The sequence below is a fragment of the Bradyrhizobium sp. CCBAU 53351 genome (genome assembly GCF_015291745.1).
Taxonomy (GTDB): Bacteria; Pseudomonadota; Alphaproteobacteria; order Rhizobiales; family Xanthobacteraceae; genus Bradyrhizobium.
Map to the genome: position 1 here is coordinate 436,607 of NZ_CP030060.1, position 21,276 is coordinate 457,882.

20 protein-coding genes are annotated in these 21,276 nt (G+C 59.1%); 7 read left to right on the forward strand and 13 right to left on the reverse strand.

What is annotated here, in order from left to right; translation table 11 throughout:
* Window positions 1-219: 219 nt before the first annotated feature.
* Window positions 220-1,287 (reverse strand): HoxN/HupN/NixA family nickel/cobalt transporter, encoded by a 1,068-nt coding sequence (locus tag XH83_RS37035; protein ID WP_128929507.1) that lies wholly within the window; start codon window positions 1,285-1,287, stop codon window positions 220-222.
* 653 nt (window positions 1,288-1,940) lie between these two features.
* Between XH83_RS37035 and XH83_RS37040 the strand changes: the two genes are divergently transcribed.
* The 5 genes from XH83_RS37040 (at window position 1,941) to XH83_RS37060 (ending at window position 7,247) form a co-directional block, all read left to right on the forward strand.
* A complete protein-coding gene (locus XH83_RS37040; protein WP_128955162.1) occupies window positions 1,941-3,377 on the forward strand; it encodes a sugar ABC transporter substrate-binding protein in 1,437 nt (478 codons plus the stop codon).
* 57 nt (window positions 3,378-3,434) lie between these two features.
* Complete coding sequence (locus tag XH83_RS37045) at window positions 3,435-4,361, forward strand: carbohydrate ABC transporter permease (protein WP_128969536.1); 927 nt, start codon at window positions 3,435-3,437, stop codon at window positions 4,359-4,361.
* A complete protein-coding gene (locus XH83_RS37050; RefSeq protein ID WP_128929504.1) occupies window positions 4,358-5,197 on the forward strand; it encodes a carbohydrate ABC transporter permease in 840 nt (279 codons plus the stop codon). The genes XH83_RS37045 and XH83_RS37050 overlap by 4 nt, the downstream gene beginning before the upstream one ends.
* 10 nt (window positions 5,198-5,207) lie before the next feature.
* Window positions 5,208-6,311 carry an ABC transporter ATP-binding protein gene (locus tag XH83_RS37055; RefSeq protein WP_128929503.1) on the forward strand — a complete coding sequence of 368 codons (1,104 nt, stop codon included), beginning with the start codon at window positions 5,208-5,210 and terminating at the stop codon, window positions 6,309-6,311.
* A 114-nt stretch (window positions 6,312-6,425) separates the two neighbouring features.
* On the forward strand, window positions 6,426-7,247 hold the full coding sequence (locus XH83_RS37060; protein WP_232995569.1) for an SMP-30/gluconolactonase/LRE family protein: 822 nt from the start codon (window positions 6,426-6,428) through the stop codon (window positions 7,245-7,247).
* A gap of 477 nt (window positions 7,248-7,724) precedes the next feature.
* Here the strand turns inward: XH83_RS37060 and XH83_RS37065 are convergent, their stop codons facing one another.
* Window positions 7,725-7,904: a hypothetical protein gene (locus XH83_RS37065; RefSeq protein ID WP_128929501.1), complete on the reverse strand. Its 180-nt coding sequence runs from the start codon at window positions 7,902-7,904 to the stop codon at window positions 7,725-7,727.
* Window positions 7,905-8,223: 319 nt separating this feature from the next.
* On the opposite strand from XH83_RS37065, the gene XH83_RS37070 reads away from it, so the two are divergent.
* Window positions 8,224-8,454, forward strand: coding sequence for a hypothetical protein (locus XH83_RS37070; RefSeq protein WP_128929500.1), 231 nt, complete (start codon window positions 8,224-8,226; stop codon window positions 8,452-8,454).
* A gap of 57 nt (window positions 8,455-8,511) precedes the next feature.
* Here XH83_RS37070 and XH83_RS37075 read toward each other — a convergent pair whose 3' ends face one another.
* The 6 genes from XH83_RS37075 to XH83_RS37100 form a co-directional block, all read right to left on the reverse strand.
* A complete protein-coding gene (locus tag XH83_RS37075) occupies window positions 8,512-9,096 on the reverse strand; it encodes a cyclic nucleotide-binding domain-containing protein (RefSeq protein ID WP_237864935.1) in 585 nt (194 codons plus the stop codon).
* A gap of 344 nt (window positions 9,097-9,440) precedes the next feature.
* Window positions 9,441-11,336: a TRAP transporter large permease subunit gene (locus tag XH83_RS37080; RefSeq protein ID WP_128929498.1), complete on the reverse strand. Its 1,896-nt coding sequence runs from the start codon at window positions 11,334-11,336 to the stop codon at window positions 9,441-9,443.
* Entirely contained in the window at window positions 11,333-12,358 is a 1,026-nt protein-coding gene (locus XH83_RS37085) for a TRAP transporter substrate-binding protein (protein WP_128929497.1), read from the reverse strand. The genes XH83_RS37080 and XH83_RS37085 overlap by 4 nt, the downstream gene beginning before the upstream one ends.
* A gap of 179 nt (window positions 12,359-12,537) precedes the next feature.
* The gene (locus tag XH83_RS37090) at window positions 12,538-13,548 is read right to left on the reverse strand and encodes a transketolase family protein (RefSeq protein ID WP_188637396.1); all 1,011 of its coding nucleotides are present in this window, start codon (window positions 13,546-13,548) and stop codon (window positions 12,538-12,540) included.
* Window positions 13,545-14,396, reverse strand: coding sequence for a transketolase (locus tag XH83_RS37095; RefSeq protein WP_128929495.1), 852 nt, complete (start codon window positions 14,394-14,396; stop codon window positions 13,545-13,547). The genes XH83_RS37090 and XH83_RS37095 overlap by 4 nt, the downstream gene beginning before the upstream one ends.
* Window positions 14,397-14,420: 24 nt before the next feature.
* Window positions 14,421-15,170: an SDR family NAD(P)-dependent oxidoreductase gene (locus XH83_RS37100; protein ID WP_128955190.1), complete on the reverse strand. Its 750-nt coding sequence runs from the start codon at window positions 15,168-15,170 to the stop codon at window positions 14,421-14,423.
* Window positions 15,171-15,279: 109 nt separating this feature from the next.
* Here XH83_RS37100 and XH83_RS37105 point away from each other — a divergent pair, with 109 nt between their 5' ends.
* Window positions 15,280-16,176: a LysR substrate-binding domain-containing protein gene (locus tag XH83_RS37105; protein WP_128929493.1), complete on the forward strand. Its 897-nt coding sequence runs from the start codon at window positions 15,280-15,282 to the stop codon at window positions 16,174-16,176.
* Between the two features lie 78 nt (window positions 16,177-16,254).
* Here XH83_RS37105 and XH83_RS37110 read toward each other — a convergent pair whose 3' ends face one another.
* The 5 genes from XH83_RS37110 to XH83_RS37130 all read right to left on the reverse strand — a co-directional run bounded on the left by XH83_RS37110 (window position 16,255) and on the right by XH83_RS37130 (window position 21,251).
* Entirely contained in the window at window positions 16,255-16,977 is a 723-nt protein-coding gene (locus XH83_RS37110) for an LrgB family protein (protein WP_128929492.1), read from the reverse strand.
* Window positions 16,974-17,354 carry a CidA/LrgA family protein gene (locus tag XH83_RS37115; protein WP_128929491.1) on the reverse strand — a complete coding sequence of 127 codons (381 nt, stop codon included), beginning with the start codon at window positions 17,352-17,354 and terminating at the stop codon, window positions 16,974-16,976. Before XH83_RS37115 ends, XH83_RS37110 begins: the two co-directional genes overlap by 4 nt.
* A gap of 20 nt (window positions 17,355-17,374) precedes the next feature.
* A complete protein-coding gene (locus tag XH83_RS37120) occupies window positions 17,375-17,755 on the reverse strand; it encodes a helix-turn-helix domain-containing protein (RefSeq protein ID WP_128929490.1) in 381 nt (126 codons plus the stop codon).
* 207 nt (window positions 17,756-17,962) lie between these two features.
* A complete protein-coding gene (gene pyk / locus XH83_RS37125) occupies window positions 17,963-19,375 on the reverse strand; it encodes a pyruvate kinase (protein ID WP_128929489.1) in 1,413 nt (470 codons plus the stop codon).
* Between the two features lie 97 nt (window positions 19,376-19,472).
* Complete coding sequence (locus XH83_RS37130) at window positions 19,473-21,251, reverse strand: FAD-dependent oxidoreductase (protein WP_232995567.1); 1,779 nt, start codon at window positions 21,249-21,251, stop codon at window positions 19,473-19,475.
* Window positions 21,252-21,276: the final 25 nt, after the last annotated feature.

Consider the following 21,276-nt stretch of genomic DNA (forward strand, 5'->3'; position numbering starts at 1 on the left):
CGAGCGCTCGATCCGAGCGTGGCGTTGGAGCTCTTCGCGGTCGCCGTGGGATCTCCTCACGAGTGACTATGACTGCAGGCAAGGTGTAGCTAGTCTGGATATTGTCTCCAGAGCTAGGTTCAGCGTCGATCATGAGGGCGCAGATGCTTAGTGCTGCAATGCTCGTCCAGCGGGCAAAGACGGCAGGCTTCGAGCGGCTCGACAGCATCGCTGCAGCCGCTAAGTCGCGCGTGATGTCGGCAAGGCGGTTCGAGTGGTCTTTCCCTTCCATGCAACGCGATACAGCAGGAGAGATGCTAGCCAGGCGAGAGCGAACAATGACATCACGCCGAAGCCTAAGATGGCTTGTGATCCCTTGAGGCGATCGACGAGGCTCGAAAGGGCACCCGTGAGCTCAAGCTGATCGCTGATCAGGCCAAGCGTTTCCACGCTGCCGATGAACAGCGCAATCGCGACTGAGGCACCTGTGATTGTCAGATTGTACCAAAGCTTTCGGGCCGGATCGACGAAAGCCCAGCGATAAGCGCTGGCCATAAATGCTGAATCCAAGGTATCAACCAGGGACATTCCGGCAGCGAAAAGTGCAGGAAAGACTATGGCCTGCCAGAGCGACAGGCCGCGCGCAGTCTCAGAGGCAGAGAGGGAGAGCAGGCCAATTTCGGTCGCCGTGTCGAAACTTAATCCGAACAGGAATCCGAGCGGATACATGTGCCAGCTTTGCGTCACAATTCGGAAGATCGGGCCGAGCAAATGCGAAAGAAGACCGCTTCCGGCTAGGGGCGCATCGAGTAATTGTGCACCGTAGACGCCGCTGGCCTGCGCTGCACGCATTGTGCGCCACAAGTTTGCGAAGATCGCAAAGTTGACGGCGGCCACGCCGAGCAGGAAGACGGCTGAAACCGAGGTTCCGAGAAGGCCGCCCAAGTTTTTGAGCAAACCCTCTCCGCCGAGGGTCATGACGCCGGCGGCAAGCAGGATCATTGAAGCGAGAACGATCGTGGAATGGCCGAGCGCAAAGTAGAGACCTGCAGTTTCGGAGGCGCGGCCGGCATGCATCAGCTTCCGCACGACATTGTCGATTGCCGCAATATGATCGGCATCCACGGCATGGCGCAGACCGAACACCCAAGCGAGCAGCGCGGTTGCCATTACCGACGGCTGACCGGCGAACAGCGCAACGGCCCAGCCCCAGGCTGCAATGTTGGTCAGCGTCAGCCCTGCCAGCAACAAGACAGTTCTCAACTTAAGGCCTTTCAAGAGGCCACTTCGTGACGTGACCTGCCCCATGCGGCGCCACTCCCCTGGTATGATCTTTTTGTCGAACTCTCATACCCTGAGCAATATTCAGGCCAAGTAAGACCATGGCGTAAAAGGGCGCCAAGCGATTGCACTTGCAAAAGAATCCCTGTCGATAGCGAGTTACGCCTTAAAATAGGCGATGCCGCTCGCAAACTAACTAACCATATTCGGCAAGGTACTTCCCATCCCTGAAGAAACGTATTCGTAGTTCAGCAAAGGCTCGCAAGGGCGCAACTGGCTTGGCCAATGGTCCGCCGTGCTTTGACCGGATTTTCTTCAGCTTTGAGGCTTGAGCGGGCCGCAGCAGAGACTGCTGACAGGTGAATGTGGCTCATCGGTGGTTGCAAAGTTCTCATTTGCCGGCCGCTTCCGCCTCACAGCAGAGTGACGCCAAAAGCAAATACATCGAGAGCTTTTGGGGGGAAGGCGTGTTTTACCAAGGCGAAATCGCGTTCGTGCCTATCGGGCAGCGCGGCCTGAGCGCGGATGGCCATCCCCAGAAGACACTCATCTGTTCGTTCGACAGCCCTCCGACGGTGCGGCAGTCGACGTCCAGCATGGGTAACCGGTCGACGCGCCGAGGCAAAAGCTCCGGGGCCACCTTGGCGGCTTAGGATTGCTCAAATGAAGAGGAGGAAGGCATGAAGTTCAGGACATTGTTGGGCGTGGCCGCTATCCTTGCGCTCACAGGTGTATCGGCTCCTGCCGCTGATAAGGATGCCGCCGACATTGCTGTCGAAGCAGCAAAGAAATATGCGGGCACGACGATCAGTATCGTCTGGGAGGCGGGCCTTCAATCGCTCGACCCGCTCAACTATTCGGGTCCGAAATGGGAGAAGCTCACTGGCATCAAGGTGAAGGTGGTCGAGGTGCCGACCGACCAGATGTTCACCAAGATCATGCAGGATTTCAAGTCGGGCGCCGGGGCCTATGACGCACTGAACGTCATTCCATCCTGGATGCCCGACCTGGCCCGGGCCGGAGCGCTCGAGCCCCTGGACAAATATGTCGACAAGTTCGGCTATCGCGACGAGTTGCAGGACATCGCCGCAGCCTATCGCGACAACCAGATGCAGTATGACGGCAAGATCTTCGGCTTCCCGGACGACGGCGATGTGATGCTGCTCTACTACCGCAAAGACATTTTCGAGGATCCGAAGATGAAGGAGGGGTTCAAGGCCAAGTTCGGCTACGAGCTCGCTCCGCCCAAGGATTGGAAGCAGCTTGACGACATCGGACAGTTCATCACTGACAAGATGGCGCCCAAGGTCTATGGCGCCGGCTTCTTCCGAACTGCGCCTTATCCGCAATACATGTTCCAGGAACGTTTCCGCATGGAGGGCGGCAAGTTCTTCAATGCCGATACGATGAAATCGACGGTGAACAGCGATGTCGGCCTGAAGGTCTTCAAGCAGATGTTGGCCGAGAACAAGTTCATGCCACCAGGCGTGGAGCAATGGAATTTCGTCGACAACTTGGCCGCGTTCCTCCAGGGCACCACCGCCATGACGATCTCCTGGCCCCCTTATGGGCGTTGGGCCGCCGGCTACGGCTCGGGCGAGGAAGCGCTGAAATGGGTACCCAAATCGCAAGTCGCCGGCAAGGTCGGGTATGCGCTCACGCCCCTCGGTCGCCCGGAGCTTGGCGTCGGTTTCGACCTGTCCGTCTCGGCCACGAGCAAGAACAAGGAGGCCGCTTATCTCTTCATCCAATGGCTGAACAGCAAGAAGACCAGCCTTGAGCGCGTGCAGCTCCCCTATACGCTCCGCGATCCCTTCCGCCTGTCGCACTACGCGAGCGAGAAATACCGTGCGCTCTGGCCTGATGCTCCTGCCTATCTCGACACGATCAAGACATCTGGCGAGAAGGGCCTGCTCGATCTCTCCCTGCTGCAGCAGGACAAGTACGACGAGGCGATGACCAAGGCCATTTCGAGCCTCTGGGCCGGCGAAGATCCGAAGACCATTCTCGACCGCATGGCGCAGCAGTTTGATGCCATCACCGAGAAGGTGGGCATTGAAAACCAGAAGGCGGTTTATAAGGTCTGGGCAGCAAAACCAGGCGCTTATCCGCAATAGTTGGCTTGGAGGGCGCGCGGGAGGCACCGCCTCCCGTGCGGCGCGATTCCTGGATTGATGATGACGTTCTCTTTAAGCTTTAATGGCACTGAACATCGCCGCCCGAGCCGGCTCGGGCGTGTGCTCGAGGACCGCCTACCCTATCTCATCGTTGCGCCCGCAATATTGGTTCTTCTCCTCGTCGGCCTCTTTCCCCTCATCTACTCGTTGATCGTGAGCTTCCAGCGCATCACGATGACGGACAATGATACGTCTTTCGCCGGCTTGCTGAACTATGCGGAGTTGTTCAGAGATACCCGTTTGTGGGCATCGCTCGGCCACACCGCGATCATCACAGCAATCGCCCTGCCTCTCGAGCTACTGATCGGCTTCCTGATGGCGCAGCTCTTCATCGACCGCATGCCCGGGCGCCAGCTCTTCGTCGCGCTCTTGGTGCTGCCGACGGTGATCTCTCCGATTGTTGCTGGTGCGACCTGGCGCCTGTTGTTCGACGTCCGCTTTGGTCCCATCGGTGAGATACTCAGCTTTTTCGCCGGCGAACCGATCCGGATCCTGTGGACCGTCAACCCTGCTTACGTCTATCCGGCGATCATCATCTGCGAAGTTTGGCAGTGGTCGCCGTTCATGTTTCTGCTGCTGCTCGCTGCGTTGTCCAATGTCGATCAGTCTCAACTGGAGGCTGCTGAGATCGATGGGGCATCGTATCTGCGCGTGCTTCGCGCGATCATTCTGCCGGCGATCGCGCCCGTGATAGCTGTTGCATGCCTTATCCGCGGCCTCGACCTCGTGCGCATCTTCGACATCATCTGGGCCCTCACCGAAGGCGGGCCGGGCTCGATGACCGAGACGATTTCACTCTACACCTATGTGCAGGGCTTCTCGCAATTCGAAACCAGCTACACCGCCGCGATCTCCTTCCTGGTGATTGCGCTGCTCACTCTCATTACCACGCTTGTCCTCAAGCGCATGGAGATTGCGCGATGAGGCTGATGAAGCTGCCCACCAGGAAGGGGCGCGTTCTGGTGCTACGCTATATCGGCGCCGGCGTCGTCACTTTGCTGTTTCTATTTCCGGTTTATTGGCTGTTTATGATTTCGTTCAAGACGCCGGACGAGATCTATCACGTGCCGCCATTGTGGATGCCTGGGCAGATCCAGTTCTCGAATTATTATGTCCTATTCAAGGATGGTGACGTCATGGCCATCCTGAACAGCCTGATCGTCGCCGGCGTTAGCTCCGCCATTGCCATCATTCTTGGTACCCTATGCGCCTACAGCCTCGCCCGCTTCGGCACGGGTGGCGAGAACCTTGCGATGTGGATCATTTCCCAGCGCATGATCCCGCCGATTGCGGTCGTCTTCCCGATCTTCCTCATCTACGTCTATTTCGGTTTGGTTGACGGCTACTTCGGCCTGATCGTGCTCTATACCGCGTTCAATCTGCCCTATGTCATCTGGATGATGCGGGGTTATATCGTTGATGTTCCGCTCGAGCTGGAGGAAAGCGCCCTCGTCGACGGACTGAACCGATGGCAGGTCATCTGGAAAGTCGTCTTCCCGATGGTGCGCCCGGGGCTCATGGCGACTTCGGTCTTTACTTTCGTGTTCGCCTGGAACGACTTCCTCTTCGCGCTGGTGCTCACGCGTACCGAAGTGATCACTTTTCCGGTCATGCTGACGCACTATTTCGGTGGCCAGTCGAACTTCTGGGCCAAAATCGCGGCGATGTCCGTCCTGGGGACTTTGCCGATCTTCGTCGCAGTTACGGTAATGCAGCGCTATCTCGTGCGCGGCATCTCGCTCGGCGCCGTCAAAGGTTGAGGAGATTAGAGTGGCCGACGTCAAGTTGACCGGAGTGCACAAATACTACGGTAACGTGCATGCCGTTCGGGGACTAGACTTAACCATCAGCGATGGCGAATTCGCTGTGCTCGTGGGTCCGTCAGGCTGCGGCAAGAGCACGCTTTTGCGGACGATCGCCGGTCTCGAAGATCCGGACGACGGCACGATCGCGATTGGCGGCGCTATCGTCAACGATCTGCGTCCGCGCGAACGCAACATTGCGATGGTCTTTCAGAACTACGCACTCTATCCCTATTTAACCGTCAATGAGAATATCGCGTTCGGCCTGCGCGCCCGCAAGACGCCAGAAATCGAGATCAGGAAGCGGGTCAGCGAAGCCGCCGAGATGCTCGGCATCGGCAATCTCCTCCAGCGTTATCCACGTCAGCTCTCCGGTGGACAGCGTCAACGCGTCGCGATCGGACGGGCCATCGTTCGCAAGGCGGATCTTTTCTTGTTTGACGAGCCGCTCTCGAATCTGGACGCCCAATTGCGTGACGAAATGCGAACCGAGATCAAGCGTCTGCATCACGAGATCACCACCACAATGATCTACGTTACACACGATCAGGTCGAGGCGATGACGCTGGCGGATCGTATCGTGCTGCTACGCGATGGAAAAATAGAGCAGCAGGGAGCTCCACTCGAACTGTTCGAGCGGCCGCGAACGGGCTTCGTGGCGGGCTTCCTCGGCTCTCCTTCGATCAATCTCATACCGGCAACCCTGACGGCGATGAATGGCGGGCTTTCTGTCGTTTTCGGTTCCGGAGAGTCCCTGACTGTGCCGCCTGCGAAGGCCACTGCCCTTTCTAGCGTGGCGGGACGTGAGGTCATTGTCGGCATTCGGCCTCAGCATTTCGGCCGAGCCGGCGACGGACCATTGCGCGATGGGGTGGTGCCCTATTCAGCGGTCGCCGATCTCATCCAGCCTACAGGTACTCGTACCTTCACGACCATCAAGATCGGCGGAGTAGACGCAGTCGCGGAGCTGCAAGCACATGATGTTCAGAGCCATGGCGAGCGAATCCAGCTCGCCATCGACCTCAATCGGATGGTGCTGATCGATCCGGCCACAGGCTCGGTCATCGCCTAAGCGCAAGAGTTCGCAAACCCAACAACGGGATGCAGGGGGAAAAGCATGGCATCGAGACTTTTTGCTAGCGGAATCGGAGCGCCCGAGGGGCCAATCTGCCTCCCCGACGGATCGATGTATGTCACGGAGATGTCCGCATCGACGTTGTGCATCACGCGGCTCGATCAGCGAGGCAATCGCAGAGTGGTTCGCGCGACGGGCGGCCGCCCGAACGGACTGACGACGGACGGCCACGGCCGCATCTGGATCGCGGAAGCGGGCCTGCGGGCGCTGATTTGCATCGACCAAGCCGGAAACGAGATCCGGCGCATGCAGGGCGAAGGCGCCGATCGCTTTCTATTTCCGAATGACCTCTGCTTCGGCCCCAACGGACTACTCTACATGACTGATTCAGGCATGGCGGCTGAGGATTTCATCAACGGGCAGGCCTTCGTCGAGGGCTATATGGACCTTGATTGGGACGGCCGCGTCTACGAAATCGATCCCGCGGCCATGAAGGTCCTTCGCGTCCTCGATCGCAAGATCCGATTCACCAACGGGATTGCTTTCGGGCCCGACGACCATCTCTATGCCAACGCATCGTTCACAGGCGAAATCTACCGCTATGACGTACTCGGCAAGCCAATGCCTGAACGTGTTGTTTTCGGCAATGTGCTGCAGCCCGACTCCAATCCTGACTTCAAGGGGCCCGACGGGATGGCTTTTGGCACCGACGGCCGGCTCTATTGCACAGTCTATAATCAGAAGAACGTCACTGTGCTCGACCGCGGCGGCAACGTCGTGGACCGGCTCATGCTGGATGGGCCGCAACCGACAAATTGCGCCTTCACGATTGAAGGCAAGAAGTTGCGCGTGACAGAGGTCGGCAAGGGCCAGGTTGAAGAGCTCGATGTGCCCTGCGAAGGGGTGCCTCTACATCTGCCTAAATTCGGTTAAGGTTGGAAACTCGTTTCCGGTCGGCACGCGGCACTTGGCACAGAGCAACTAGCTGGTGCAGGCCGCAGATGAGTTGGCGGCAGCTCGCGGTCTTAGCATTTCGCGACGGCGCGCCTGGGGCGGATACATACGAGCATGAACAGTTCAAAACAGGAGCTAAGACAAGTGGGGCCGCTGGCTTGCCGAGGATTATGGCCACCGGCCCCGGCGTCAGCTACTTGAAATTGCCCTGCCCCAGGTGCAGTAGCGATAGCTGACAGGCACGAGATGGCCCGGCGGCGGCTCCTCCGCAAATCTCGGCTGCAGTTAACGTAAATGGCAGGGCGCGAGGTGATGTTATGTTTTGTTTTGGTCAGCATGGCGGTGCCGCCAGTTGAAGTGCCGTGATCGTCGCCCACCAGGACGGCCTATGTCGCGGAGCCGCGAACGGAAGTTGGGCAATTACTCGTCCGGCTACGACGCGAGTTGAGTGATTGGTTAGGTCGGAACTCCTTGCGAGCCGTTAGTTGATCGCGAGCGGAGCTCAAACTCTAGCTCTGTCAGCTTTTTGATCAGCTGCTCAATAACCGCCTCGTAATCAGAACGCGTGAGTGAGTTCACGCCACGGGAGGCGAGCTCGTGCTGCAGGATTGTTGCCATCACGGCCTTGACGCTCATAGGACCTCATCTGAAATGATTTCGCATCAAATCTCAAACCAAGGAGACAATCAACAAGGAGGAGGATGGAGCTGGAAGTGTCGCTGCATTCCGATCGATTATCAGCCCCAGGGATGCATACGTACCCAAAAGACTTTGAGCCTGGATATTCGATGCTCCTCCACCAGTTGGCCGATTTGCTGACTCCGCTTCCCGTCTTTGCTTTATGAGCTGGTCAAAAAGCCACCATCAGCTAGCACGAGAGCAGCTCTTGTGGTAATTGCAGTCCATAGGTCCATAGTTTGTTTTTGAAGAGTTTCATTTCGAGGACGATTTGTTCGTGACGATGGTTGCCGTGCTTTGCCAATTTGCATCCGCCGATTGCGTTGATAAGATCGTGACGAGCTCTGCATTCGACAGCACGCTTACTTTCCAGGGCTGCGTTATGAACGGCCAGACAGGGCTGGCCCAGTGGAAAGAAGCGCATCCAATTTACCGCTCAGATACTTGGCATATTCAGCGGCACAAATGCATGCCGGGAGATTACAATATCGCTCACCACAAAGCGTAGAGATCAAAGAAGCTACGCAACGCCCGCCACCGCGGTGTCAGCGAGAGCGTATGCGGTTCATCTAATGTCCCCAGCGCAACGCGCGGACGGGGCTTGCCGGGGCTCTGTTCGCTCGGAAGCATTTGAGCTAAGCCGAGTGGCTACAGGACGAAGAAAGTACAGCGAGAGGCCAGGGTTCCGTTCGCAAATCCTCTTTAATGCGTCGGCCTTGATCCAGAAAAGCTCCAAATCGCTGGCCGCTCGAGCAGATTGCGTGCGGCGGCGTCGATCCACGGCGAACAGCCCAACCTCACCAAAAACCTCTCCTGGATACAAGAGCTTGTCTATTTCGGGAAGCTCGACTTGTCCTGATCCGATGAGATAGAGTGCATCGGCGTGATCCCCTTTCTCGAAGATTGTCTCTCCAGCCTTGATCCGCTGTGTGTGCATGAACGGCTGAAGCCAGTTCGGAGAAAGATCTGTATTAGCGGCGAGCTTGGCGCGGCGTAGTACCAAGACCATGCGGACGAAGTAGGCAGCGTTTAGTGGAAGCAAAATAAAGTGCAGAATCAGCACAGGGTAGATACCGGCGCCAGTGGCATAGACGATGAATGCGAGATTGCTGCAGATGGCGACGGCCCGCAGAGTCAGCATGGTGTGCATGCAGAATGTCACGAGGACGAGCGAAGAGGCCAGATAGCCACAAGCTTCTATCCACGTCATGGCAGCCTACTTTGCTGCTTTAGGCGCAATGAATCACCTGCAAAGCGCGGGCCAAGCGTTCATCAGAAGACGAACGGCTGACGTACCGCCTCAGCCGAGCCGGAGCCTGCTTCGCTCTGTTGGTTATCCAAGGCTGCACGCCGCGCATATGAACCAGTTCACACGCTGATCGGGGCGCTTCGCTTCGCCAGCGTTATAAACTGCTGCCGGTGCCAGCAAGTTCTATCCGCTCGCGTCACTTAAGGTGGCAGCCGATCGCGGTCCGGTCACGGGACCGGATAGTCTTATTTCAGGAAGCCGATAGACAGCCAGGGCACCGCGGCGACGATCAGCGTGCCAATGAGCAGCGCAATCATGTATCCCACGATTGGTCTCATACCGTCGTCCGGGTTAATGCGGCTGATAGCGCAGGCCGCGTAGTAGCCGACCCCAAACGGCGGTGCGAACAGGCCGATGCCCATCGCGAGAACCACGACCATTGCGTAATGGACATCGTGGACCCCAACCTGCCGCGCGATCGGGAACAGGAGCGGACCGAACAAGACGATGGCTGGGATCCCCTCCAGCACGCTGCCTAGAATCACGAAAGTTACGATCGTCACCGCTAGGAAGACGGGGACACCGCCGGGAAGGCTGGTCATGAACTTGGCAAGCGAGGCTGAAAATCCCGACTGGGTCAGCGCCCAGGCCATTCCTGTCGCGGCGCCGATGATGAGCAGAATCGCGCCCGACAGGGAGGCCGTCTCGACCAGCATAGGATAGATGCGTCGCCAGTCGAACTGGCGGTAAATGAGGAGACCGGCGCAGGCCGAGTACAAGATGCCGATGGTCGAGACCTCCGTTGCCGTTGCAACGCCTTCGACGACGGCGGTCCGGATCACGAAAGGCAAGGCGATCGCAGGAAGAGCAATGACAAAGGCTCGGCCGATCTCCCGCCCAGTCGCCCTTTTGACGTGAGAGAGGTCCTCGCGCCGGTAGCGCCACCACACGATCGCCCCGAGCATAACTGCGAGCACCACGCCCGGGAGCAATCCGCCGGTGAATAGCGCGGAGATCGACACGCCCGTCACCGAGCCGATCGTGATCAGAACCAGCGACGGCGGAATCGTTTCGGTTTGCGCCCCCGTGGCGGCCAGCAACGCAACGAGGTCGCCGGGTTTGGCGCCACGCTGCCGCATCTCGGGAAACAGCACAGGGGCCACGGCCGCCATATCTGCCGCCTTGGACCCTGAGATACCGGAGACCAGATACATAGCCCCGACCAGGACGTAGTGCAGCCCGCCGCGGACGTGGCCGAGGAGACTTGCGAGGAAACCGACCATTGCGCGAGCCATGCCCGTCATCTCGATCAGCAGGCCCAGGAAGACGAAAAGAGGCACGGCGAGCAGGATCAGATGGCTCATCCCTTCATCCATCCGCCCGATCATCACTACGTCCGGCGTGCTCGTCGTAAGCGTGAGATAACCCACGGTGGCGAGACCGAATGCAAAGGCAATCGGAACGGCGGCAAAGACCATCGCACCGACAACAAAGACGAAGAAGATCAGAAGGTTCAGATTGCCGAGCGGCTTAAAAACCGGCGCGAGCAGCACGAACGCAAGGATGAGACCGGCGACGATCGCTAGAGAGGCCAACAAGCTGCGTAGATTGGCAATTCGGCAGAGCCGGAGGGCCGCGGCGATCAGCATCAGCCCAATTCCGATCGGTAGCGCCGCCGCACGCCAAGTGTTGATGATCTCCAGCGCCGGCGTGGTGACGAAGGCCTCGTCGGCGGCAAATTCATAGGCCGGCCAAACGACGAGCAAAAGAAACGCCAGCGAGGCTGCGGCCGCCACCACGTCCAAAAACGCACGCACCTGGGCACTGAGCACGCCGACGATGGCTGTCATACGCATGTGCTCGCCGCGCTGGAAAGCAATGACGGAGCCGAGCATGGCAAGCCAAAGGAAGAGAATACCGGCGAGTTCGTCGGACCAGACGATGGGGGAGCGGAATACGTATCTGCCTACGATTCCTGCGGCCAGGATTGCGACTTCGGCCAGGACGAGTAGCGCGGCTGGGACCGCGACGAGGTGGCCCAACATCGTGTTCGCTGTTACCGCCCAATGTCGGGGACCCCGTTCAGTCGAGGCGGTCGCTCCACCGTCATCAGCATGTGGAGCGTGGCTCACGCTGCTCATGACAGCTGACCCGCCGCTTTTTCGAGCTGCGACCACGCCTCCTCGCCGAATTTGCCCTTCCAGTCGGAGTAGAAGCTAGTCTTGGACAAGGCTTGTCGGAAGGCGGCGCGATCGACTTCGATAAATTTGAGACCTTTGGCCGACAGATCGGTGCGCAAGGACTGGCTGAGCTTTGCGATATCAGCCCGCTGATCGACGGCGGAGCGATCTAGTTCGCGGGTCACGACCTCCTGAACATCCTTCGGTAAGCGCTCGAATGCGCGCTTGTTGGCGAGGATCCAGTATCCGTCCCAAACGTGCCCGGTCAGGCTGCACGTGCTTTGCACTTCGTAGAGGCGGGCGGTTGCAATGATCGGCAACGGATTCTCCTGGCCGTCCACGACTTTGGTCTGTAACGCGGAGTAGACCTCGTTGAAGTTAATAGGCGTCGGGCCGGCTCCAAGCGCCTTGAAAAGCGAGGTCAAAAGCGGCGCCGGGGGGACGCGGATCTGGAAATTCTTTAGATCGTCAGGGCTGCGGATCTCACGTCCGGAAGAAGTCACCTGACGAAAGCCGTTATCCCACGCTTTGGAAACCGCCATGATCGGAGTTTTGGCAATCTGCGTCCGGATGTAGGTTCCGAGATCTCCGTCCATAGCTTTCCAAACGCTATCGTAGTCAGTAAACGCGAAGCCGGTGTTCACCAGGCCCGCACTTGGGACCAGGGTGGCGAGGATCGAAGAGGACTGATTAAAGAATTCGACGCCGCCGCTGCGGACCTGGGTCATGAGCTCGGTGTCGGACCCGAGCTGGTTGGCCGGAAACAGCCTGATCTCGAGCCGGCCACTGGTAGCCTCTAGAATGCGTTGGATGGCTTCCTGCGCGCGGACGTTCACCGGATGCGTCGGATCCTGGCCGGTTGCAAATTTATAAACGAATTCGGCCGCAGATGCCGGTCGAGTGAGAATTGCGCAGAGAGGTACGGCCGTTGCAGCTTTCAACAGGGAACGCCGGCTGATATCTCTGCGTTTCGATACGCTCATGTCTTCCTCCTCGTTCTATTTACCTAGCGGTGGCGATCTCAGCGCAGGCGGCGCAGCCGTTCCGCTCATTCGTGTGCCCGCGTCTTGAGTGCCGGCATTTGGGCAAAAGCCAGCGTTCGCCGCTGCAAGGTGCGGCGGGCAACGTTGAGTACAGCTTGTTGGACCTCAGCCCAGCGGCGCTAAAGCCACTGTTTGATTTGCCTTGCGACCTCTGCGGTGGAAATCCCGTAACGGTCGTGCAGCGTTGGAAGCGCGCCGGCGTCGAGAAATTCGTCCGGCAATGCGATCTGGCGGAAAGGCGGATGTGCCCCAGAACGCAAGAGGAGTGCGGCAATTGCTTCGCCGAGGCCACCAATGGTCGTGTGATTTTCGGCAACGACGACAAGCCGTGCCGGCTTGCTGGCCTCACGCAGGATAGTCTCTGCGTCGAGGGGCTTGATGGTTGGAACATGCAGCACCGCTGCATCCACGCGGTCATCCTTCAAAGCTTGGACGGCCTCGAGTGCCCGCATGGTCATGATGCCGGACGAGATGATCAGGACGTCCTTGCCATCACGGATCAGCTTGGCCTTTCCAAGCTCGAACTTATAGTCGTATTCATCCAGAACGACAGGCACCTGGCCGCGCAGCAGGCGCATGTAGACTGGACCTTGATGCGCGGCTATGGCTGGCACCACCTGCTCGATTTCACTGGCATCGCAGGGGTCGATCACCGTCATATTTGGCATGGCCCGAAACAACGCGAGATCCTCGGCGGCTTGATGACTTGGGCCATAGCCCGAGGTCAGGCCGGGCAAGGCGCAGACGATTTTCACGTTGCGGTCTTCCTCCGCAATGGTCTGATGAATGAAATCGTAGGCGCGCCGCGATGCGAACACGGCATATGTCGTCGCAAAGGGCATGAAGCCCTCTGCGGCGAGTCCGGAGGCTGCTCCGAACAAAAGTTGCTCGGCCATGCCCATCTGGTAATAGCGGTCTGGAAATTCCTTGGCGAAGATGTGCAGGTCGGTGTATTTGCCGAGATCGGCGGTCATGCCGACCACCTCTGGCCGGCTCCGTGCCAGTTCGACGAGTGCATGTCCGAACGGCGCTGGCTTCGTCTTTTGGCCCTCGGCCGCAATCGAGGCGATCATGGCAGAGGTGGTTAGGCGCGGCTTGCCCGCTTGCGGTGCTGATCTGACGGTCTTCATGCCTGCCTCCCGGCTTCCAGCGCGGCAAGGGCAAGTTGCCATTCGTGCTGCTCGACGCGAATGAAATGGTTCTTCTCGCGCTGCTCGAGGAAAGGAACGCCCTTCCCCATGAGGGTGTCGGCGACGATCATTCGCGGCTTCGGCTCGGGATGCGACTTTGCACGGTCGAATGCTGCGAGCACGGCATCGAGATCATTGCCATCGATACGTTGTACGAACCAGCCGAATGCCTGGAGCTTGTCGACCAAGGGTTCGAAGGCCATGACTTGCGTCGAGGGACCGTCGGCCTGCTGGTTGTTGACATCGACAATGCCGATCAGGTTGTCCAGCTTGTAGTGGGCCGCCGACTGGATGGCCTCCCACACGGAGCCCTCGTCGAGCTCGCCGTCGGAGAACAAGGTGTATACCCGCGCCTCGGACCTTTTGCGTTTGAGGCCAAGGCCCATGCCGACAGCAATGCTGAGCCCGAGGCCGAGCGAGCCACCCGACATTTCCATTCCGGGCGTGTAGGAGGCCATGCCCGACATTGGCAAGCGGCTCTCGTCACTGCCATAGGTCTCAAGCTCTTCCTCGGGGACGATCCCCGCTTCTATCAAAGCCGCATAAAGCGCAATAGCGTAGTGCCCGTTTGAGAGCAGGAAGCGATCGCGTTCCTCCCAGGTCGGATCCTCCGGCCGATAGCGCATCGCGTGAAAGTAAGCCACGGCGAGAACGTCGGAGATATCGAGCGCCTGAGCGATATAGCCTTGGCCCTGAACTTCCCCCATGCGCAGCGCATTGCGGCGAATGTTATAGGCGCGGTCCGCCAGCTTGGGCGTGTTGGTCAACGTTTTGGTCGGCGCTTCCATCGATCTGGACCTTCTCTTGCTGGCTCAGTGGATGAGCATGCCGCCATTGACGTCGATCACGGCACCAGTGACGTACGCGGAGAGATCGGAGGCCAGAAAAGTGTAGATGCCGGCGACATCTTCTGCGGTGCCGAGACGATTGAGTGGAATGCCTTCCAGAATTTTCGCACGCATTTCATCAGTCAGCTTGCCGGCCGTGATATCGGTGCCGATCAGGCCAGGCGTGACGCAGTTGACGCGGATGTTGTCAGGACCGAACTCGCGAGCCATGGCCTTGGCTAAACCAAGAACGCCGGCTTTCGCTGCCGAATAGTGTGGTCCCCCAAAAATTCCGCCGCCACGCTGGGCCGACACCGACGACATGCATGCGATCGATCCGGACTTCCGCGCACGCATATGCGGGATCACGGCCTGGGAGAGGAAGAGAACGCCTTTGAGATTGACGTCTTGAATGCGATCCCAATCGGCGGCTGATATGTCCAGGAGCTTCACCGGCTGGGTAATGCCGGCATTGTTGATCAGTATATCGATACCACCGAATGCCTCGACCGCGCTTGCAACTGCCCGCTCGCAGGACGATTTGTCAGCGACGTCGCAGCGCAAACCGAGGTGTTCCTTGCCAAGAGTGGCTGCTGCCCCTGCCGCGGCTCCGGCATCGATATCGAGGATTGCGACCCGAGCGCCCTCGGAGGCAAACCGCCGGGCGGTGGCGAGCCCGATCCCCCGCGGCGAGGCCGCGCCCGAAATGATGGCTGTCTTCCCGCTGAGCAGCATCAGTTCCTCCCGCAAATTGTTTTCCTTGACAATGCTAGGAATGACCCTCGCTCTCCGCGCCGACAAGCGCACAGTTGTCATGGGTCGATGAATCTGGTTCACTTATGCGATGCTCTCGAATGTTCCGATATCGGCAATTCGCGCCTTTGAGGCGGCGGCCCGCACCGGATCGTTTCGCGATGCGGCGAATGAGCTTCACCTGACGCCAAGTGCAGTCAGTCATGCAATCCGTAAGCTGGAGGACACGCTCCGGACCGTTCTCTTCGAGCGCAGTGCACGCGCGGTGCGGCTCACGCCGGCCGGCGAGAACCTGATGCGACATACCGGCGCTGCATTCGATCAGCTCCGCCGCGGCTTGGAGGAAGTCGCTGCTCGTGGTCCGCAGTTGGTGCGGGTTCACTCCGCTCCGAGCTTTGCAGCGCAATGGCTAACGCCACGACTGGCGCAGTTTCTTGCAGCCCATCCGAAGCTAGAAGTTCGCTTGGCTGCCAGCACAGACTATGCGCGTTTCAGTAACGATGATTTCGATGTCGACATCGTTTACGGTCCGCCGAGGGCGGAGGGCGTCGAGATTGTTCCTCTGCCAGAGGAAACAGTCACTCCCCTATGCTCCCGGAAGCTTGCAAAATCAATCAAGAAGCCGATCGACCTCCTGGATCAGACATTGATCCGTTCAGACGTGAAGCAAGTTCAATGGCATCAGTGGTTCGCCGCCAATGGATTGGAAGCTCCAGCGATTCACGGCATGAGATTCGATCGAAGTTTCCTGGCGATTGCAACCGCCGCCGAAGGACTGGGAGTAGCCTTGGAATCAACGCTTCTAGCGGAGCGCGAATTGGCTAGCGGACGACTGGTTGCTCCATTGGCCGGCCGCGCAACCGATATTCGATACGTCGGTCACAGGCTAATTTATCCGCGCGCCAGCCGGCAACGCTCGGCGGTGCGCGCTTTTGCCGATTGGATCGTCGCCCAGCTCGGAGGCGAAGCTAGCCTTTCCTCCCAGTAAGTATCGCTCGTTGCCGCGATGGTTTGGCTATCCGAAAAAGTGAGGATGGGCCTCGTCAGAACGGCCATGCGCGGTGGCTTATCGCAACAATTGTGTGACTGCGAGAGGGACGAGCAAAGACGTAACCAGCGCGTTCAGGCTCATCGCAATCCCCGAGAACACGCCCGCAACCTCGTCCACCTGAAACGCTCGCGCGGTACCAATGCCGTGCGCGGCGATGCCCGCGGCAAAACCACGCGCACGAAAATCAATGATACCACTCCAATTCATCAATGGCGTGACAATGATCGCTCCCATGATCCCCGTGAGGATCACCGCGACGGCGGTCAGAGAAGGGTCGGCGTGCAGTGTTTCGCTGATCCCCATTGCGACCGCGGCTGTCACGGACTTAGGCGCAAGGGACAGTACAACATCGCGCGGCAAGCCTGCAGCTTTCGCAAGCAGCACAATCGACGCGGCCGCTGTGACCGAGCCCACAACGAGGGCTGCCAGCATTGGCACGATCGAGGCAAGGACGATCCTGCGGTTCTCGTAGAGCGGGATAGCGAGCGCGACTGTGGCTGGGCCGAGCAAGAAATGTACGAACTGCGCTCCGCTAAAATAGACCGGATATGGCGTGCTGGTCACGAACAGAAACACGCCGATGATCCAGACCGCGTGGAGAACAGGATTGGCGAGCGGATGTCGGTGGAGGGCAAGCGACAGCGCTTCCGAGACTGCATAAACCAGTAAGGTGATCGTCAGCCAAAGCAGAGGCGATTGCGACAGATAGACCCAGAGCGAGAATGCATGGTCCTTCATGGCGCCTCATGACCGAACAGCCGGCTGACCAGGCGAAACGTTAGCACGGTCGCGAGAAGGGTCACTACGACGGAAAGGGCAAGAATCAACACAATTGCTATCCCATGAGCATAAATGAGATCGAGTTTTTCCACGACACCCACGCCGGCCGGGACAAACAGGAGAGACAGATTGTTGAGCAGCCCCCTGCTGGCAGTCTCAACGCCGCCGTTTCGCAGCGGTCCTTGAGCGATGATTGCGAAACGGTCACGGACGAGCAGCAAAATCAACAGCAGCAGGAGCCCGACGACCGGACCAGGCAGCAGCAGGCCGAACCCGCGCGTAATGGCCTCTCCGATCAATTGGCAGAGGAGGATAAGACCGAGACTTGCCAGCATGGGGCACCTGAGTAGCACTTTCACACGAGGAGAAGCTGCCGGAAGCTCAATTTTGTTGATTCTTGAGACCGGCGCTGCCCTCCTGCGCTGCAAAAAAGATAACGATTGATAGCCATCTCGATTTGCCGATGGAGCGTCATCGCGGCTGAACACCGGGGCTTGCCTACGACCGGAAGGGTAACTTTGATTCCTGCATCGACAAAGGTCTTTCTCAAGCTTTCCCTCTGCGCGTCGGACATTGGTGTGTCGCTGTACTCCTCGATCCGCCAGATGATCGCCGTGGAGACGCACACCCGCTGGGCCACTTCCTTGACGGACCAGTTCAACAGGCCGCGGGCGGCACGCAGATGCCTGCCGCTGAGGCCCTCATGCCAGCGATACAGCCCGTCTGCTCGCTGCAAGCGGCATTCGACTAAAAAGGCTGTGCGGTTTCGACCGAAACCGCCCATCCGCGCAGAGCTGCCTCGTGGTCGTCAGGCAATGTAAGCTCCTGGCCGGAGTTGCAGCCGGGCTTGGAGCATCTCGTGCACGACCATGCGTAGAGCCTCGCCGCAGTCCGGATCGACATCAAGATGGCTCGACAGACGTTTCAGGGCGAACGGACTGTTCTAGCAGACAGCAACGCGTACGTTGTTTGTCGCGCCTATTTGTCCGAATGGGAGGCCAAAGACCACGACGGCCAAGTCGCCGGACCGCACATAGCCTTCCCGTTGCGCTGCCACGGCCGCGATCCGGGTTATTTCTTCATGGCCGGAGGGATCGCTGGCCACGACACTATGGACGCCCCACAACAGGCACATGCGTCGCGCCACAATGTCGTCTGGCGTCAGAGCAAGAACGGGGATCGGTGGTCGTTTGCGCGAAATGCGGGCTGCGGTCGTCCCGCTCGCCGTGAAGCCGATGATGGCTTTGGCCTCGATCGTGGCGGCAAGATCTGCGCCTGCCGCTGCGACAGCGTGTGGAGGGGTAATCTCTTCGTCGACTTGCGCAGCCCTGATCAAGGAGCGATAGAGACGATGTTGCTCCGTACTCCGGATGATACGATCCATCATGGCGACGGCTTCGGCCGGATAAGCGCCGTTTGCCGTTTCGGCTGATAGCATCACAGCATCGGCTCCATCATAGATGGCGGTCGCAACATCGGAGGCTTCCGCGCGCGTCGGCGTCGGCGCTGCCACCATGGAATCAAGCATTTGGGTTGCGACGATCACGGGCTTTGCGGCCATTCGGCAAGCACGAATGAGCTCTTTTTGTCGGCCAGGCACGTTTTCCGGGGGAATCTCGACCCCAAGATCGCCGCGGGCGACCATGAGGGCGTCGGACAATTTGATGATATCATCGATGTGATCAAGCGCCATTGGCGTTTCGATTTTGGCGACGAGGCCGGCTGCCTCACCGATTAGAGCTCGTGCCTCAATCAGGTCTGAAGGCTTCTGAACAAAGGACAAGGCAACCCAGTCGACGCCCAGCTCTAGGCCGAAGACGAGATCGTCACGATCCTTCTTGGTCAGGGGGTAGATATCAAGCAACGCTCCCGGCACGTTTACGCCTTTTTGATCGCGGATCGTTCCACCGACAATGACGCGCGCTATCATGTCGCCATCGCCTGGCTTTTCGAGGCTTAGGCGAACACGGCCGTCATCGATGAGCAGATTTTGACCTGGATACGCAGCTACAAAGATCTCCGGATGTGGCAGAGGGATCGCCTGCTTTCCGCCTCTTGCTCCGTCCAGAACAAAGCGGACCGTTTCGCCGGCCTGCAGCGTGAGCTCACCCTCTTCAAGCGAACCGATGCGCAGCTTCGGGCCTTGCAGATCTTGTAGCACGCCGATGGGTCGGCCGAATTCGCGCTCGAGCGCGCGAATGGCGGTAAAGGCGCGCGCGTGATCGTCTTTGGTGCCATGACTGAAGTTCAGGCGGAATGTATCGGCACCTGCAAGATCGAGAGCACGGAGTTGGTCGAGCTCGACGGTTGCCGGGCCGATGGTTGCGACGATCTTGGCATGGCGCGAGCGGCGCATCAAAAATCAAACCCCTTGGATGAGCCGCCTTCGAGCCAGCCGCTCCTGGCGAAAGCCAATGCTTCGTCGATCACGCGCTCGCCCCATGCAAACGATGTCAAGCTCCAGAAGCGGCAGCCTTTGTCTTTTGCTGCGTCGCCGATAGGATGGCGTTGACAGCCCGGTACGCGAACACAATCGCAGGCCCGATGGTGATGCCTGCTCCTGGATAGATGCCGCGCATCGGGGATGTCATGTCGTTGCCGCAAGCGTAAAGGCCCGCGATGGATCTTTCCTGCCCGTCTAGGACCTGGCCGCAAGTGTCGGTTGCCAGGCCGGTGGCCGTGCCGAGCGTTGCCGGAACGATTGGAAGCGCGATAAACGGGCCTGTCTTGATGGGTCCGAGATTTGGGTTTTTCTTGCTCACGGCCGGATCGCCGAGCGTGCGATTAAAGGCGGATTCACCGCGTTTGAACAGCGGATCGCGCCCCTCAGCAGCGTGCGTGTTGTGCTCTTCGACGGTCTTTTCAAGCGCAGCCGGATCTAGCCCCAGCTGTTTGGCAAGTTCAGGAATTGTCCGGCCGACCTTGATGTACCCAAGGCGCGCATATTTTCCGATCCTCAAGGTCCAGGGCCAGGGCAGCAGATGTCCCATACCTCTCAACCGTACGAACTCCAGGTCGCAGATGAAGTAAAATCGCTTATCTGCCGGATAGCCGCTGGTGAACATCGCCAGGCAAATGTCGTGATACGAATTGGATTCGTTGACGAAACGCTTGGCATCCGGCCCCACTGCGATGACGCCGGGACGGCCGCGATCGAGCCAGCCATAGGGGACCACTTGGGAGGAGCTGCCGCTCTTGAGAATTGAGACGGGAGTCCAAAAGCCGGCAGAGGCGACATTGTTGTCAATCGCAGCTCCAAGCCTGGACGCCAGGGAAATGCCATCGCCCACAACGTCCACATGGGCCAGCGTGTCATCGTGCTGGTGGGGACCGCTGAGGCTGGCTCTTAACTCTGCGCTGCGAGCAAATCCGCCCGTTGCGAGGATGACGCCATGCGAGGCGCGCACGCGAAGGTCGGAACCGTTCCGCTTGACGACGGCTCCGGTGACACGCCCATCTTCCCTGATCAGCTCTATCAGCGGGGAGCCAGGCCATATCTCGACGCCGTGCTTGCGCAGACTGACGACCAGGCGCGCGATCAGGGCGTTCCCTCCGCTGAGCTCTGTCCCGCGCCTGTGGCCCAGCCGGTCACGCGCGTAGCGACCGACACGCCGCAAGACGTGTCTGAGGGCGGCAAAGGATTGGAAGGGATTGAGGAAGCTTCTGACCTCGCTGGATGAGATCATCATTCCACCAAGCACAACCCGGATGGGATCGCCGATCAGATCGAAATCGGCTCCGAGAAGGCGCCCATCATAGGGAGCCGGGCTCAGTGCCCGGCCCTTGTCGACGCCGCCGATCTGGCTCGAATGATAATCGGGCGCCGAGGCCAGCGTGAAGTTGACCTCTGTCCCGTCCTCAAGGGCGGCAAGTGCAGCTGGGCCGTCCTCGAGATAAGCATCGATGAAGCCTGCCCGGTAATAGGTGCCAAGTTCGTGCTGCAGGTAGGTCCTTGCCTTCGCAAGCGAGTCGTCGATCTTCGCTGAGCGCGCCTGGGGTGAGCAAGGAACCCAGATCATACCATTGGAAAGAGCTGTCGTGCCGCCGAGCCGGGCGGATTTTTCGCAGACAGTGACGCGCAGTCCTGCTTTTGCCGCATAGAGGGCGGCCGAGAGCCCGGCTGCACCACTCCCGACTACGAGAACGTCGGTTGCCCATTCGTGATCCGCCCTTGCGCTTCGGGCGATCGCCACGGTCATGCCCTTGCTTGATTGGCCCATCGGTGTGTCCATTCCAGCCTCGCTGCGATTTCTTGGA

Coding starts and splice junctions, on each gene's coding strand:
- XH83_RS37035 (WP_128929507.1), bottom strand. CDS start 1,287: ATGGGGCAGGTCACGTCACGAAGTGGCCTCTTGAAAGGCCTTAAGTTG.
- XH83_RS37040 (WP_128955162.1), top strand. CDS start 1,941: ATGAAGTTCAGGACATTGTTGGGCGTGGCCGCTATCCTTGCGCTCACA.
- XH83_RS37045 (WP_128969536.1), top strand. CDS start 3,435: ATGATGACGTTCTCTTTAAGCTTTAATGGCACTGAACATCGCCGCCCG.
- XH83_RS37050 (WP_128929504.1), top strand. CDS start 4,358: ATGAGGCTGATGAAGCTGCCCACCAGGAAGGGGCGCGTTCTGGTGCTA.
- XH83_RS37060 (WP_232995569.1), top strand. CDS start 6,426: ATGTATGTCACGGAGATGTCCGCATCGACGTTGTGCATCACGCGGCTC.
- XH83_RS37065 (WP_128929501.1), bottom strand. CDS start 7,904: ATGAGCGTCAAGGCCGTGATGGCAACAATCCTGCAGCACGAGCTCGCC.
- XH83_RS37075 (WP_237864935.1), bottom strand. CDS start 9,096: ATGCACACCATGCTGACTCTGCGGGCCGTCGCCATCTGCAGCAATCTC.
- XH83_RS37080 (WP_128929498.1), bottom strand. CDS start 11,336: ATGAGCAGCGTGAGCCACGCTCCACATGCTGATGACGGTGGAGCGACC.
- XH83_RS37085 (WP_128929497.1), bottom strand. CDS start 12,358: ATGAGCGTATCGAAACGCAGAGATATCAGCCGGCGTTCCCTGTTGAAA.
- XH83_RS37090 (WP_188637396.1), bottom strand. CDS start 13,548: ATGAAGACCGTCAGATCAGCACCGCAAGCGGGCAAGCCGCGCCTAACC.
- XH83_RS37095 (WP_128929495.1), bottom strand. CDS start 14,396: ATGGAAGCGCCGACCAAAACGTTGACCAACACGCCCAAGCTGGCGGAC.
- XH83_RS37100 (WP_128955190.1), bottom strand. CDS start 15,170: ATGCTGCTCAGCGGGAAGACAGCCATCATTTCGGGCGCGGCCTCGCCG.
- XH83_RS37105 (WP_128929493.1), top strand. CDS start 15,280: ATGCTCTCGAATGTTCCGATATCGGCAATTCGCGCCTTTGAGGCGGCG.
- XH83_RS37110 (WP_128929492.1), bottom strand. CDS start 16,977: ATGAAGGACCATGCATTCTCGCTCTGGGTCTATCTGTCGCAATCGCCT.
- XH83_RS37115 (WP_128929491.1), bottom strand. CDS start 17,354: ATGCTGGCAAGTCTCGGTCTTATCCTCCTCTGCCAATTGATCGGAGAG.
- pyk (WP_128929489.1), bottom strand. CDS start 19,375: ATGCGCCGCTCGCGCCATGCCAAGATCGTCGCAACCATCGGCCCGGCA.
- XH83_RS37130 (WP_232995567.1), bottom strand. CDS start 21,251: ATGGACACACCGATGGGCCAATCAAGCAAGGGCATGACCGTGGCGATC.